Below are 15,354 nucleotides of genomic sequence, written 5' to 3'. Positions count from 1 at the left end.
TATGAGTTTAAGTCATTTAAGCCTCAATAATTTTCGGAATATTGAGGCGCTGACACTTGAGCCGGTTAATGGCATTAACATTATCTATGGTGAAAATGGCAGCGGAAAAACCAGTCTCCTTGAGGCGATATATTTCCTTTCTCACGGTAAATCATTTCGTACCGCCAAACATAAAAATATCATTCAGCATCAACAAGACAAGTTTGTGATTCATGGGCGCAAAGCGCTGCATGATTTGTCTATTCCGATTGGTATAAGTAAAAATCAAGCGGGTGAAACATCTTTAAAAATTCAGGGAAAAACGAGCCGTAAAATCTCTGAATTAGCTCAACTAGTGCCGGTGCAAGTTATTACTCCAGAAAGCTATTCATTGTTTTTTGGTGGCCCAAAAGAGCGTAGAAAATTTCTCGATTTAGGATTGTTCCACGTGGAACATGACTTTTTTTACTTGTGGCAGTCTTTTAATAAAGTACTAAAACAACGTAATGCTTTATTAAAAAGTAAACCTAGAGATTATTTTGAACAGATCAAGTTTTGGGATAAAGAATTTGTTAGACTAGCTGAACAAATAAATAATCTAAGAATCGCGTATATAAGTAGGTTTAAGCAGCAGTTTTTTGATAAAATGTGTGCAGAATTAACGCTTGTAAGCGATTTAGAAATTAACTTTCATGCGGGCTGGAAAGAGAGTGAAACGCTCTCAGAGGCGCTTGAGCAAAGCTTTGAACGTGATGCTAAACAAGGTTTCACAAGTAAAGGTCCGCATAAAGCTGATTTTAGTTTTAGTGTTTCTGGTAACAGTGTAGAAAATACATTTTCTCGCGGTCAATTGAAGCTCTTGCTTTATGCGTTAAAAGTAACGCAAAATAGCTTAATTGAGTCAGAAACTGATAAGCAATCTATATTGCTAATAGATGACTTACCTTCAGAACTGGGTGAAGATACAAAAGAAAAAGTGGGTCAGCTTTTGACTCATTGCGATTCGCAAATTTTTATCTCATCAATTTTATCTGAAAGTATTTCTGCTGTGGTGGAACCCATGCAACGAGAACTAAAAATGTTCCACGTGAAACATGGCAACCTAATAACAAGATAAGTGGGATTAACCATGTCTGAGAATTACGATTCGTCGAGTATTAAAGTACTTAAAGGATTAGACGCAGTAAGAAAGCGTCCAGGAATGTATATAGGGGACACCGATGACGGTACAGGCCTTCACCATATGGTGTTTGAGGTTGTTGATAACTCTATCGATGAAGCCTTAGCTGGTCATTGTGATGATATTTTTGTAACGATTCACTTAGACGGTTCAGTCTCTGTAAGAGATAACGGTCGTGGTATTCCTACCTCTATTCACGAAGAAGAAGGTGTTTCTGCGGCTGAAGTTATCATGACGGTACTTCACGCTGGTGGTAAGTTTGATGATAACTCATATAAAGTATCAGGTGGCTTACACGGTGTAGGTGTTTCAGTAGTAAATGCACTATCTGAAAAGCTACAACTGACTATTCGTCGTGAAGGCAAAATTCACCAACAAACATATACTATGGGTGTACCAGATGCGCCATTAGCTATAATTGGTGACGCAACAGACACAGGTACTGAATTACGTTTCTGGCCAAGTGGTGAAACATTCAGTGACCTTAACTTCCACTACGATATCTTAGCAAAACGTTTGCGTGAGCTTTCGTTCTTAAACTCTGGTGTAAGTATTATTCTTACTGATGAGCGCGAAGAATCTAAGAATGACCACTTCAAATATGACGGTGGTATCCAAGCATTCGTAGAATATCTAAACCGTAACAAAACACCTGTACATAAAAGTGTTTTCCACTTTACCCATGAGCGTGAAGAAGACGGTATTAGTGTAGAAGTTTCAATGCAGTGGAACGATGGTTTCCAAGAAAGCATTTACTGTTTCACAAACAACATTCCACAACGTGATGGTGGTACGCACTTAGCTGGCTTTAGAGCTGCATTAACACGTACGCTAAATAACTACATGGAAAAAGAAGGCTTTAATAAAAAAGCGAAAACAACAAGCAATGCGACGGGTGATGATGCTCGTGAAGGCTTAACTGCGGTTGTAAGTGTTAAAGTACCTGATCCTAAGTTCTCATCACAAACGAAAGACAAACTAGTATCAAGTGAAGTTAAGTCTGCTGTAGAACAAGCAATGGCAGAAAAACTAACAGAGTTCTTATTAGAAAACCCTGTTGATGCTAAAACAGTTGTTGGCAAAATTATTGATGCAGCACGAGCTCGTGAAGCAGCACGTAAAGCACGTGAAATGACACGCCGTAAAGGTGCAATGGATTTAGCTGGTTTACCAGGTAAATTGGCAGACTGCCAAGAAAAAGATCCAGCACTTTCTGAACTATACATAGTGGAGGGTGACTCTGCAGGGGGTTCAGCTAAGCAGGGTCGTAACCGTAAAAACCAAGCTATCTTGCCACTTAAAGGTAAGATTCTTAACGTTGAAAAAGCGCGCTTTGATAAGATGCTTTCTTCTCAAGAAGTCGCAACTCTAATCACTGCATTAGGCTGTGGTATTGGTCGTGATGAATATGACCCAGAAAAGCTACGTTATCATCGTATCATTATCATGACCGATGCGGACGTGGATGGTTCTCACATTCGTACCTTACTACTGACTTTCTTCTACCGTCAAATGCCAGAGATTGTAGAAAAAGGCTTTATCTATATTGCGCAACCACCACTTTATAAAGTGAAAAAAGGTAAGCAAGAACGCTACATTAAAGATGACCCTGCGCTTGTTGATTACTTAACATCATTAGCATTAAACAATGCAGCACTTTATACAAGCGAAGGTGCATCTGCACTTGAAGGTGAAGAACTAGAAAGAATAGTTCACGACTATCAAAATACAGTTAAAGTGATTGAGCGCTTAAAACGTAAATATCCAAACTCGGTTATGGAACGTTTAATTTATCAAAGCGAAATTACTGAAGCTGATTTAGCAGATGAAGCAAAAGTTAAAGAGTGGACTAACACGCTAGTTGACGATTTAATTGCACGTGATGAAGATGCAACTATCTTCCATGCAGGTACTGAGCACGATACTGAGCGCAACATGTATTATCCTGTTGTGAATATTCGTCAGCATGGTGTGGATAAAGCACATGTACTAAACCATGACTTCATCACATCGCGTGACTACAAACGCATTGCAGCGACAGGCGTAAACATTGCTAACTTACTTGAAGAAGGGGCATATGTTCAACGCGGTGAGAAAACTCTTGCTGTTGATAACTTTGTAGATGCATTAGAGTGGTTAATCAATGAATCGAAACGCGGCCTTTATATCCAACGCTATAAAGGACTCGGTGAGATGAACCCTGATCAGCTTTGGGAAACCACTATGGACCCAGATGCTCGTCGTATGTTGAAAGTAACAATTGAAGATGCCGTAGCTGCAGACCAATTGTTCGCGACTCTAATGGGTGACCAAGTTGAGCCGCGTCGTGACTTCATCGAAACGAATGCGCTACGTGTAGTTAACCTAGACGTATAACGCTAAATTAAGAATTAAAAAGGAGCCAACAGGCTCCTTTTTTTATTGCTGAAAAAGCACAAACTGCTTAAAACCTTACTGCACACAAGGTATACTGAGAGCAATTTTCAGACTAAACGCACCAGATACTATAAGCCAAATATGCAAAAATATGACGTTAAAACCTTTCAAGGTTTGATCCTGGCTTTACAGGACTATTGGGCACAGCAAGGCTGTGTGATTGCTCAACCACTCGATATGGAAGTGGGAGCAGGGACATTTCACCCGTTAACTTTCTTAAAGTCGATTGGCCCAGAGCCAATGTCGAGCGCGTATGTTCAACCATGCCGCCGTCCAACTGATGGTCGTTATGGTGAAAACCCGAACCGTTTACAGCATTACTACCAATTCCAAGTAGTATTAAAACCATCACCAGAAAACATCCAGGAGCTTTATTTAGGCTCTTTAGCTGCTGTTGGTATCGATACGCTAACTGATGAAGTTCGCTTCGTAGAAGACAACTGGGAGTCGCCTACATTAGGTGCTTGGGGTCTAGGTTGGGAAATTTGGTTAAACGGCATGGAAGTAACTCAGTTCACTTACTTCCAGCAAGTAGGTGGCTTAGAGTGCTCACCAGTAACCGGTGAAATCACTTATGGTCTTGAGCGTTTAGCAATGTATATTCAGGGCGTAGATAGTATCTATGACCTAGTATGGGCAGACGGTCCTATGGGTCGTGTAACCTACGGCGATGTATTCCATCAAAATGAAGTAGAGCAGTCAGCTTATAACTTCGAACAAGCGGATGTTGAGTTCTTATTTGCACAGTTCGATCACTGTGAAAAAGAAAGCGAAAAGCTAATTGAAGCAGGCTTACCATTACCAGCTTATGAGCAAGTAATGAAAGCATCACATGCGTTTAACTTATTAGACGCTCGTCACGCTATCTCAGTAACAGAACGTCAACGTTATATCTTACGTGTTCGTGCTTTATCTAAAGCATGTGCGCAAAGTTACTATGATGCCCGTGAAGCTCTTGGTTTCCCGCTTTGTAAGGATTAAGAATTAGCATGTCAGCAGAAAATTTATTAGTAGAAATTGGCACTGAAGAGTTGCCACCGAAAGCACTTCGTAAACTTGCTGAGTCGTTTGCTGAGAACTTAGCAGCTGAGCTTGCAAGCTTAGAATTAAATCATCAAGGCGTTAACTGGTACGCATCACCACGTCGTTTAGGCTTACGTGTTACTGCACTTGAAGCAAAACAAAGTGACAAGGTTGTAGAAAAGCGTGGTCCTGCAGTTGCAGCCGCTTTTGATGCCGATGGTAATCCAACTAAAGCAGCAATGGGTTGGGCGCGTGGTTGTGGTATCGATGTAAGCGATGCACAAACACTAGAAACAGATAAAGGCGCTTGGTTATTACATAAAGCACAGGTTGAAGGTCAAGCAACTACATCGCTTATGAGTGATGCAGTAAACAAAGCACTTGCTAAATTACCTATCCCTAAACCAATGCGTTGGGGTGCAAATAAAACACAATTTATTCGCCCAGTACACACAGCGACTATTTTATTTGGTAGCACGCTGATCGAAGGCGAAATACTTGGTAAGCAAGTTGGCAACCAATTACAAGGTCACCGTTTCCATCATCCAGAAAAAGTAACAATCAACCACGCTGATGATGTGTTTGATGTGCTGAAATCTGCTTACGTTGTCGCAGACTTCGAAGCGCGTAAAGCACAAATTCGCGAACAAATTGAAGCAGCAGCTAGCGCTGTAAATGCAAAAGTAGCTATGGATGAAGACTTACTTGAAGAAGTAACATCCTTGGTTGAATGGCCAGTAACGCTGACTGCAACATTCGAAGAAGCATTCTTAGACGTTCCTTCAGAAGCGCTTATCTATACCATGAAGGACGACCAAAAGTACTTCCCATTATTAGACCAAGATGGCAACTTACTTAACAAGTTCCTATTTGTTTCTAATATTGAAAGTAAAGATCCAAGCGTGGTCATTGCCGGTAACGAAAAAGTTGTTCGTCCTCGTTTAGCTGATGCACAGTTCTTCTACGAAACCGATAAGAAGAAAACGCTAGAGAGCCGTTTAGAATCGCTAGATACCGTTTTATTCCAAAAGCAACTTGGTACGCTGAAAGATAAATCTGAACGTATTAGTGAACTAGCCGGTTACATTGCTGAGCAATTAGGTGCCGATGCCGAGCTGGCTAAGCGAGCAGGTTTATTAAGTAAAACAGACTTAATGACCGAAATGGTTATGGAGTTTACCGACGTACAAGGTGTAATGGGTATGCATTACGCTCGTCACGACGGTGAAGCTGAAGAAGTTGCACTCGCGCAAAACGAACAATATATGCCACGCTTCGCGGGTGATAACTTACCAACAAATGTGATCAGCTGTGCGGTCGCAATTGCTGATAAGTTTGATACGCTGGTGGGTATTTTTGGTATTGGTCAAGCGCCAAAAGGCGACAAAGACCCATTTGCACTTCGCCGTGCAGCAATTGGTGCATTACGCATCATGGTTGAAAAATCATTACCGCTAGATATTTTAGACCTTGTTGCTAAGTCGCAAACGCTATTCGGTGAAAAGCTAACGAACCTAAACGTATCAACAGATGTGTTTGAGTTTATGTTAGGTCGTTTCCGCGCATGGTATCAAGATGAAGGTATCGAAGTTGATGTCATTCAAGCAGTGCTAGCACGTCGCCCAACTAAACCAGTTGATTTCGACCGCCGTGTTAAAGCAGTAAGTCACTTCCGTACATTAGACGCAGCAGAAGCGCTTGCAGCAGCAAATAAACGTGTAAGTAATATCTTGGCTAAAAATGACATCACAACACAAGGTGATGTGAATGAGAGCCTATTAAGCGATGACGCAGAAAAAGTATTAGCGTCACACGTTGCTAAGTTTGCAACTGAGCTTGCACCTTTATATGCAAATGGCGATTACCAAGAAGCATTATCACAACTTGCGGGTATCCGTGAGAGTGTTGATAACTTCTTCGATAACGTCATGGTAATGGCTGATGACGAAGCGGTTAAACAAAACCGTTTAGCATTGTTAAGCCAACTAAGCCGTCTGTTTTTAGATATTGCTGATATTTCTGTACTTCAGAAGTAAGCAGTAGCCAATTAATAAAAGCCAGCTCAGTGCTGGCTTTTTTGTAGCATAAGGAACAGTAATGAAACGTGTAATTACTTTAGCATTAGCAGGCTTATTAACAGCCTGTTCTAGCCAAATGCAAATGCCAAGCATTGACGATATTCTGCCAAGTAAAGAGCTTGACCGTACTATGTATTTACGTGGTGATTTTACTTTGTGGGATGCCGAGCCGCAGTATCAATTAGAGCAAGTTGCACCGGGCATATTCCAAACCGACGTTAAGTTTTCAACACCAGGTAAGGTTTATGAATTCAAAGTGGCGGATGCTGATTTTAGCGAAGGCTATAATTGTGGTTACAGTGATATGGACCCAGCAGGGCAATCATTGGTTCTAGGCCAAGCCGCCAATGCAGATTGTAATACCATCTACAATTATTTCAGCTTTAAACCCGCTGCAAAAGGCGTGTATGTAGTGAGCTTTGATTACCGCAATAGTAATCAACCAAAAGTGACAGTAACGAAGAAATAGCTTTAAGCTTTCAGCTGTCAGTTTTAAGCCGATCGAGTGAGCGTTTAATATTGATAAATGCTCACTTTTAATTTTAATTGATTAACTCGAAACTCGAAACTCGAAACTCGAAACTCGAAACTCGAAACTCGAAACTCGAAACTCGAAACTCGAAACTCGAAACTCGAAACTCGAAACTCGAAACTCGAAACTCGTTGTTACAACCCTTTCTTCACCAAGTATCGGTACGGTGCTTGTTCTACATCTTTAGCCACAAGTGTGTGATCCATAAAAGTACAAAAGCTTGGGATATCGCGGGTGGTTGATGGGTCGTCGGCGATGATAAGTAAGGTTTCGCCATCTTTCATTTTACGTACTGCACCACGCACCATCATCACGGGTTCTGGACAACGAAGGCCAAGTGCATCTAATTGGTGATCGGGATTATCAAAACTCATGGCTGACCTTTTAGGTGAAAGAGACGATTAATAAGCGGCTATTTTAACTTTCTATTGCCGCCAGTTTCAATAACCGAAAGCAAAGCAAATAAAAAAGGCGCACTGAGCAAGTCAGTGCGCCTTTTTATCACCAAGATGTTTGTTGTGAGCTCGTTATTCTACGCGCTCAAATACAGTTGCAATACCTTGGCCTAAACCAATACACATAGTTGCTAGGCCGTATTTAGCGTTCTTGTCTTCCATTAGGTGAACAAGCGTTGTGCTAATACGTGAACCAGAACAACCAAGTGGGTGACCAAGTGCAATTGCACCACCATTTAGGTTAACTTTTTCATCTACCACATCCATCAGACCTAGGTCTTTTAATACTGGTAGAGATTGTGCTGCGAAGGCTTCGTTAAGCTCTGCAACATCGATATCGTCAATAGTGATACCTGCTTGTTGAAGTGCTTTTTGCGATGCAGGAACAGGGCCGTAACCCATGATTGATGGATCGCAACCTGCAACAGCCATTGATTTAATACGCGCACGAATTGGTAAACCAAGTTCTTTTGCTTTCTCTTCGCTCATTACAAGCATTGCTGATGCGCCGTCAGAAAGTGCAGAAGAAGTACCTGCGGTTACGCTACCTGATGCTGGATTGAATACAGGGCGAAGTTGCGATAAACCTTCAACAGTTGTCTCAGGACGGATTACTTCATCGTCTTCAACTAAGATTAAAGAACCATCTGCATCGTGACCTTCCATTGGCAGGATTTCACGACGGAAACGACCTTCAACAGTTGCCGCGTGTGCACGTTGGTGTGAACGGTAAGCAAATTCGTCTTGTTGCTCGCGGCTAATGCCGTGTAGCGTAGCAAGGTATTCTGCAGTTAAACCCATTACGCCAGCAGCTTGTGCTACAGACGTTGATAAACCTGGGTGAAAATCATTACCGTGAGTCATAGGTACGTGACCCATGTGCTCAACACCACCAATGATGTAGGTATCACCAGCGCCAGTCATAATAGCGCGTGCTGCATCGTGTAATGCTTGCATTGATGAACCACATAAACGGTTAACTGTGACAGCTGGTACTGAGTGAGGGATACCGGCTAGTAGTGCTGCGTTACGAGCAATGTTAAAACCTTGCTCTAAAGTTTGTTGTACACAGCCCCAGTAAATATCATCAATTGATGCTGGATCAACGGCTGGGTTACGGTCTAACAAACCTTTCATTAAGTGAGCACTTAAATCTTCCGCACGCTTGTTTTTGAATACGCCGTTCTTTGAACGACCCATTGGTGTGCGGATACAATCTACGATTACTGGATTATTCATGTTTCTTATCCTTCCACCTTATAGAATACACGGCCTTCTTCGGCCCACTTGCGAGTTTCATCTGATACTTGGTAAATCGCACCTAAGTGAGCGTATTTGTCTGCTGTTGCAACAAAGTTCGCTAAACCAGTTTGATCTAAGTAACGGAATGCACCGCCTCTAAATGGAGGGAAACCAATGCCGTAAATTAGCGCCATGTCAGCTTCTTGTGGTGACGCTACGATACCTTCTTGTAAACAAAGTAGTACTTCGTTGATCATCGGGATCATACAACGGTCAATGATTTCTTGTTTATCGAAATCTTTAGGTGCATCAGTAATAGCACTCAGTAACTCAGTTGCTGTAGCATCTTTTGCTTTTTTCAGGCGACCACGACGGTCTGGCGCGTATTGGTAGAAACCAGCACCATTTTTCTGACCAAAGCGTTTTTCGTTTGCAAATACAGTAACAGGGTCTTTATCTTGGCGAGCCATACGCTCAGGGAAACCGTCAGCCATTACACCAGTACAGTGGTAAGCTGTATCGATACCTACAACATCAAGAAGATAGGCAGGACCCATTGGCCAACCAAATACATTTTCCATCACTTTATCAACTTTAGTGAAGTCAGCACCTTCAACAACAAGTTTGCTGAAACCTGCAAAGTAAGGGAATAGTACGCGGTTTACAAAGAAACCAGGGCAGTCGTTTACAACGATTGGTGATTTACCAAGTTTTAATGCGTAATCAACAACGGCATTAATTGTTGCTTCTGATGTTTTTTCACCACGAATGATTTCTACTAATGGCATTTTTGGCACTGGGTTAAAGAAGTGCATACCACAGAAATTTTCTGGTTTTTCAAGTGCCGATGCTAACTCGTCAATACGAATTGTTGAGGTATTTGAAGTTAGGATAGTGCCCGCTGGTAAGTCTTTTTCAAGGCCCGCAAGAACAGCTTGCTTCACTTTAGGGTTTTCAACCACAGCTTCAACAACGATGTCTGCGCTTTGTAAGTCTGCATCGTTTAGCGTTGGCTTGATCTTGCCTAAGGTAGCAACCATCTTATCCATCGCCATATGGCCACGTTGTACTTTTTTGCCAAGTAGCTTAGATGCTTCACCCATACCTAAATCAAGTGCATCTTGGTTGATGTCTTTCATGATAATAGGTGTGCCTTTATAAGCAGACTGGTATGCAATACCACCGCCCATAATACCTGCACCTAATACAGCAGCTTGTTTGATCTCAAGCTCACTGTGTTTAGCTTGCTTCTTCGCTTTACCTTTAATGTATTGGTCAGCTAAGAAAATACCTGTTTGCGCAGCAGCTTCGCTTGTTGCTGCTAATTTAGCAAAGTTAGCGTTTTCAATCGCCATTGCTTCAGCGCGTTCACAGTTTGCTGCAGCTTTGATTGTTTTTACAGCCATAACAGGTGCTGGGTAGTGACCTTTTGTCTGACCCATTACCATGCCTTCCGCCATCGCAAAGCTCATACCTTGCTCAACACGGTTCATTTTCAGTGGCTGTAATTTTACTTGTCGTTTTGCTTGCCAATCTAGCTTGCCAGCAATTGCTTGCTCAAGTGTTGCAATACTTGACTCTAGAAGTTTGTCAGCACTAACTACTGCATCAAATGCACCTACTTTTAGGGCATCCGCAGCGCGGTTTTCTTTACCTGTAGTGATCCATGTCATCGCATTATCAGCGCCAATAAGGCGTGGAAGGCGAACTGTACCACCAAAACCAGGCATAATACCTAGTTTAACTTCAGGTAGGCCAATTTTAGCGTTAGAGCTAGCAACGCGGTAATCGGTAGCAAGTGCCCACTCACATCCACCACCTAGCGCCATGCCGTTTACAGCACTTAGCGTTGGGAAAGGTAAATCTTCAATTGCATCAAAAACGTCAGTTGCATTTTTGATCCATGCAACAAGTTCTTCTTGAGGCTTAGTGAAGGTAGGTAAAAATTCGAAAATGTCGGCACCGATAATGAAATGATCTTTATCGCTGGTGAACACCATGCCTTTGATATCTGAGTTTGTTGCCAATTCTTTTAATGCTAAAGCGCAATCTTGCAAGGTTTGCTGCGAAAGTTTATTTACTGAGCCGTCTGCACAGAACTTAAACTCGGCGATGTTGTCCTTGATGAAAGCAACTTCAAATGAATCGCTTTTATATAACATTATTATTCTCCCTAGTTTATTAACTAAGACTGGTACGATGAGTTTGCATTTCAATCAGTGTGCTTGCTTTAAAATGAAAATGCAACGAAAAATTTACTACGCTTTATCGCGATTGGTTAAAATATAGCTGGTTTGGTGCTAAGGTGTAGCAGAAGTTTTTTGTTATTAATTCTTTAATTTTTGTTAAAGGTCATCATGAAAAAACAACTCTTTGGTTGGACAGCTGCCGCATTACTTTTTCCTTTTTTTGCAGCTGAAGCCAACGATAAACATGACGCTTTTTTAAAAGCAGAAAAAAAGGCGCGTTACGGTGATTATCAAGACATGAAAGAGGCGGCAAATGGGCTTGATCACCCGTTGAAACCTTATGTCGAAAAGGCTTATTGGCAACGGAATCCAAGCCTTAAACACCAGACCGAAATCGAGGACTACCTCAATGTTTACCAAAACACGCCATTAGAGTGGCCTGTGCGTAAGGCATGGCTTAATTATTTAAAAAAGTATAATAAAAAAGCGGCTTATATTCGTAACTACCGCGAAACAAGCAATAACGAATTAACTTGTCCTTATTTAAGTTTTCAATTGGACTTAGGTGCCCCTGAAAAAGCCATCATGAACCAAGTAACAGATTTATGGGTGGTAGGAAAATCTCAGCCAAAAGAATGTGATGAGTTGTTCTCACTTTGGAAGAAAAAAGGCTACCAGACCGAAGAGCGAGTTTGGCAGCGTATTAGTTTAGCTGCCGAAGGAGGCTCATCGAGTTTAATTCCATATTTAAAAACATTATTGCCTCGTGCTGATCAATATTTAGCTGATTTATATTTAAAGGTACGCAAAGACCCAAGTGCTTCGGCGGGTCTTTATCGTTATAAGAAAAAGTCTGCTAAAGAAGGGCAAATCGCGATTTATGGTGTGAAGCGCTTAGTATGGCGAGATAAAGACCTTGCATTACGTGCATGGGAAAAACTCGAAACCATGTTTAATTACACTGACGAGCAAAAAGCAGACGTTTACTACAGCTTTGCGTTATCGCTTGCCTCAAGCGGTCATCAACAAGCACGCTTTTGGTTAAATAAGGTGCCTAAAGAACGCCAAACTCAAAAGTTAATGCAATGGCAACTTGGTAATATGCTAGAGAGGCAAGATTGGTCTGGCATAGTGGCGTTTTTCACAGGTAAAGAAAACTTGAGCCTTGGTCAGCAATATTGGCTGGCGTATAGCTTAAATCAACGTGGTGAAGTCGAACGTGCTCGTGAGATTTGGCAAACAGTGGCTAAAGAGCGTGACTATTACGGCTTTTTAGCGTCTGCACGCTTAGGTGTTCCGGTTAGCTTAAATAATAAAGAAATTAATATAAGTAACAAGTTAAAGCTTGAGGTGGCCAATGCCCCTGGCTTTAAGCGCGCTCGCGCTTTGTATGAGCTTGAGCGTTTTACTTCTGCGCGTCGTGAATGGAATTATTTAACGGATACATCAACCAAAGAAGAAAAGCTCGCTGCGTCTTTGCTTGCTGCTGAACTTGATTGGTATGACAGTACCATCTACACCTTAGCGCAAATAAAAGAGTGGGACTATGTCGACTTACGTTTCCCATTTGCATTTAAGAATGTGTTTGCCACTTATAGTAGTCGTAGCCATATTGATGTCGCTTGGAGCATTGCAATTTCACGCCGTGAAAGCTCTTTTGCACCGGATGCGCGTTCTCATGCCAATGCCCATGGTTTAATGCAGTTGTTGCCAAGCACTGCTAAATACATGAATAAGAGCTCGGTATCACGAAAACAGTTATATCAGCCTCGTACTAATATTCGTCTTGGTAGTGAGTATTTGCAGTATTTGAAAAAGAAAAATCATGGCAACGAAATCCTAGCAACGGCTTCTTATAATGCGGGCTACCATCGTATTAAACGTTGGATCCCAGAGCAAGCTATGCCAGCAGAGCTGTGGATTGAGTTAATTCCTTACACAGAAACACGAAACTACGTTAAAAACGTGTTTGCTTACAGGCAGGTTTATCACACTCGATTAGGACGCGATGGCAATGTTCTAGCGCCAATCCTTGATATGTCGATGGGTGGTTAAACTCGATTTGCCACACTATTCTCCCTCAGTTGGGGGATAGTGCTGGCTATGATAGACTTCTAACAAGTTAAATTTACTAAAGATGGGTTTACTATGGATAAATTAGCGGTGCTATACGCCGAACATATTGCAACCTTGCAACAACGCACTCGTACAATTACAGAGCGTGAAGGTTTAGAAGGGTTAGTAATTCACTCAGGTCAGGCTAAACGTCAGTTTTTAGATGACATGTATTATCCGTTTAAGGTGAATCCGCAATTTAAAGCTTGGTTACCAGTGATCGACAACCCACATTGCTGGATTGTGGTTGATGGTGCATCTAAGCCGAAACTGATTTTTTATCGTCCTGTCGACTTTTGGCATAAAGTGCCTGACGAACCACGTGATTTTTGGGCTGAGTATTTTGATATTGAATTATTAGTACAGCCAGATCAGGTAGAAAAACTGCTTCCTTATGATAAAGCTAAATATGCTTATATCGGTGAATATTTAGAAGTAGCGCAAGCACTGGGCTTTAGCATTATGAATCCAGAGCCAGTGATGAACTACTTGCATTTTCATCGTGCTTATAAAACACAATACGAGCTTGAGTGTTTACGACAAGCTAACCGTATCGCGGTAGATGGCCATAAAGCAGCACGTGATACGTTTTTTGCTGGTGGTTCAGAGTTTGATATTCAGCAAGCTTACCTCATGGCTACCCGCCAGAGTGAAAACGAAATGCCTTACGGTAATATCGTTGCACTAAATGAGAACTGTGCAATTTTACATTACACGCATTTTGAACCTAAAGCGCCGCAAACGCATCATTCTTTCCTTATTGACGCTGGTGCAAACTTTAATGGTTATGCTGCTGATATCACACGTACTTATGACTTTAAAAAGTCAGGTGAATTTAGCGATTTAATTAAAGTAATGACTGAGCATCAAATCGCTTTAGGTAAAGCATTAAAGCCAGGTCTGTTATACGGTGAATTGCATTTAGATTGTCACCAGCGTGTAGCGCAAGTACTAAGCGACTTTAATATTGTGAAATTACCAGCCGCTGAAATTGTGGAACGTGGTATTACGTCGACGTTCTTCCCGCATGGTCTTGGTCACCACCTTGGTTTACAAGTTCACGATATGGGTGGTTTTATGGCTGATGATACAGGTGCGCACCAAGCACCACCGGAAGGTCATCCTTTCCTACGTTGCACTCGCTTAATCGAAAAGAACCAAGTATTTACTATTGAACCTGGTTTATACTTTATCGACTCGTTATTAGGTGACCTTGCGCAAACTGACAACAAACAGTTTATTAACTGGGAAAAAGTTGAAGCGCTTAAGCCATTTGGCGGTATCCGTATTGAAGATAATATTATCGTTCATGAAGATAGCCTAGAAAACATGACGCGTGATCTACACTTAGATTAACGATAAAGGTTCGTGAATATCGGGGCCAATAGGCCCCATTTTTTTAGATAAGCAATTATGTCTGAATACCAATATCCGGCTGAGCCGGTTTTTTACCAAGAAGAAATCAAAAAAAGCACCTTTATTGTGCATATTGCCCACACTCCTGATCTTGCGGCAGCAAAAGCCTTTATTAAAGAAATTCAAGATAAATACAGCGATGCTCGTCATAATTGCTGGGCACATGTTGCGGGTAACCCTGGTGGCAGTCATGTGTATGGCTTTTCTGATGATGGTGAACCCAATGGCACAGCAGGTAAACCAATGCTCAATGTATTAACTGGCTCTGGTATTGGTGAAATTACAGCGGTGGTAACCCGTTATTTCGGGGGCATCAAGCTTGGTACAGGTGGGCTAGTTCGTGCTTACGGCGGTAGTTTAAATAATGCCATGCGTGAGCTTAAAACCATTACCAAGGTACCGAGTATTGAGCTGATAGGTCAAAGTGATTACAGCGTACAAGGTGCAATAGAGCAGTTATTAAAAAATCAGTATCAGGTGCTTAATATCGAAAAACAATTTGCAGAGAACATCACTTGGCAAATTGAAATCGATAGCCGTCAGGCAGAGCAAGCGATTGATGATATCCATGAATTGACTCATGGCGAAGTTAGCCTAAAAGTCAGAAAAGTTTGAAATGTAAAAATAATACATTCCGTTTACTTACAATTAAGCCTGTAAGACAATAAACTGTATTAGCTAAACATTTAATAAGAAAGCGATACGCCTA

At 41.6% G+C, this 15,354-nt stretch carries 11 protein-coding genes; 8 read left to right on the top strand and 3 right to left on the bottom strand.

Annotated elements, in window-relative coordinates; all coding sequences use genetic code 11:
- The first annotated feature begins 1 nt into the window (after position 1).
- The 5 genes from recF (at position 2) to L1266_RS16835 (ending at position 7,165) form a co-directional block, all read left to right on the top strand.
- Entirely contained in the window at positions 2–1,096 is a 1,095-nt protein-coding gene (gene recF, locus L1266_RS16855) for a DNA replication/repair protein RecF (protein WP_235377962.1), read from the top strand.
- 12 nt (positions 1,097–1,108) lie between these two features.
- Entirely contained in the window at positions 1,109–3,535 is a 2,427-nt protein-coding gene (gene gyrB / locus L1266_RS16850) for a DNA topoisomerase (ATP-hydrolyzing) subunit B (RefSeq protein WP_054554790.1), read from the top strand.
- A 141-nt stretch (positions 3,536–3,676) separates the two neighbouring features.
- The gene (gene glyQ / locus L1266_RS16845) at positions 3,677–4,576 is read left to right on the top strand and encodes a glycine--tRNA ligase subunit alpha (protein WP_054554789.1); all 900 of its coding nucleotides are present in this window, start codon (positions 3,677–3,679) and stop codon (positions 4,574–4,576) included.
- Positions 4,577–4,584: 8 nt separating this feature from the next.
- Entirely contained in the window at positions 4,585–6,654 is a 2,070-nt protein-coding gene (glyS, locus tag L1266_RS16840) for a glycine--tRNA ligase subunit beta (RefSeq protein WP_138618662.1), read from the top strand.
- 61 nt (positions 6,655–6,715) lie between these two features.
- Entirely contained in the window at positions 6,716–7,165 is a 450-nt protein-coding gene (locus L1266_RS16835) for a hypothetical protein (protein ID WP_054563764.1), read from the top strand.
- A gap of 197 nt (positions 7,166–7,362) precedes the next feature.
- Here the strand turns inward: L1266_RS16835 and tusA are convergent, their stop codons facing one another.
- From tusA to fadB, 3 genes are all read right to left on the bottom strand, one after another.
- Complete coding sequence (gene tusA, locus L1266_RS16830) at positions 7,363–7,602, bottom strand: sulfurtransferase TusA (protein WP_054554785.1); 240 nt, start codon at positions 7,600–7,602, stop codon at positions 7,363–7,365.
- 153 nt (positions 7,603–7,755) lie between these two features.
- Positions 7,756–8,922 (bottom strand): acetyl-CoA C-acyltransferase FadA, encoded by a 1,167-nt coding sequence (gene fadA, locus L1266_RS16825; protein WP_054554784.1) that lies wholly within the window; start codon positions 8,920–8,922, stop codon positions 7,756–7,758.
- 5 nt (positions 8,923–8,927) lie between these two features.
- Positions 8,928–11,087 carry a fatty acid oxidation complex subunit alpha FadB gene (gene fadB, locus L1266_RS16820; RefSeq protein ID WP_054554783.1) on the bottom strand — a complete coding sequence of 720 codons (2,160 nt, stop codon included), beginning with the start codon at positions 11,085–11,087 and terminating at the stop codon, positions 8,928–8,930.
- Positions 11,088–11,282: 195 nt separating this feature from the next.
- Here fadB and L1266_RS16815 point away from each other — a divergent pair, with 195 nt between their 5' ends.
- From L1266_RS16815 to L1266_RS16805, 3 genes are all read left to right on the top strand, one after another.
- Entirely contained in the window at positions 11,283–13,169 is a 1,887-nt protein-coding gene (locus L1266_RS16815; RefSeq protein ID WP_166339776.1) for a transglycosylase SLT domain-containing protein, read from the top strand.
- Positions 13,170–13,262: 93 nt separating this feature from the next.
- A complete protein-coding gene (gene pepQ, locus L1266_RS16810; RefSeq protein WP_054554781.1) occupies positions 13,263–14,585 on the top strand; it encodes a Xaa-Pro dipeptidase in 1,323 nt (440 codons plus the stop codon).
- 57 nt (positions 14,586–14,642) lie between these two features.
- Entirely contained in the window at positions 14,643–15,260 is a 618-nt protein-coding gene (locus L1266_RS16805; protein ID WP_235377961.1) for a YigZ family protein, read from the top strand.
- The last annotated feature ends 94 nt before the right edge of the window (positions 15,261–15,354 follow it).

Origin of the sequence: Pseudoalteromonas sp. Cn5-37, from assembly GCF_021532495.1 — a bacterium.
Taxonomy (GTDB): Bacteria; Pseudomonadota; Gammaproteobacteria; order Enterobacterales; family Alteromonadaceae; genus Pseudoalteromonas; species Pseudoalteromonas simplex.
This window is presented reverse-complemented; position numbering and strand designations above follow the sequence as displayed.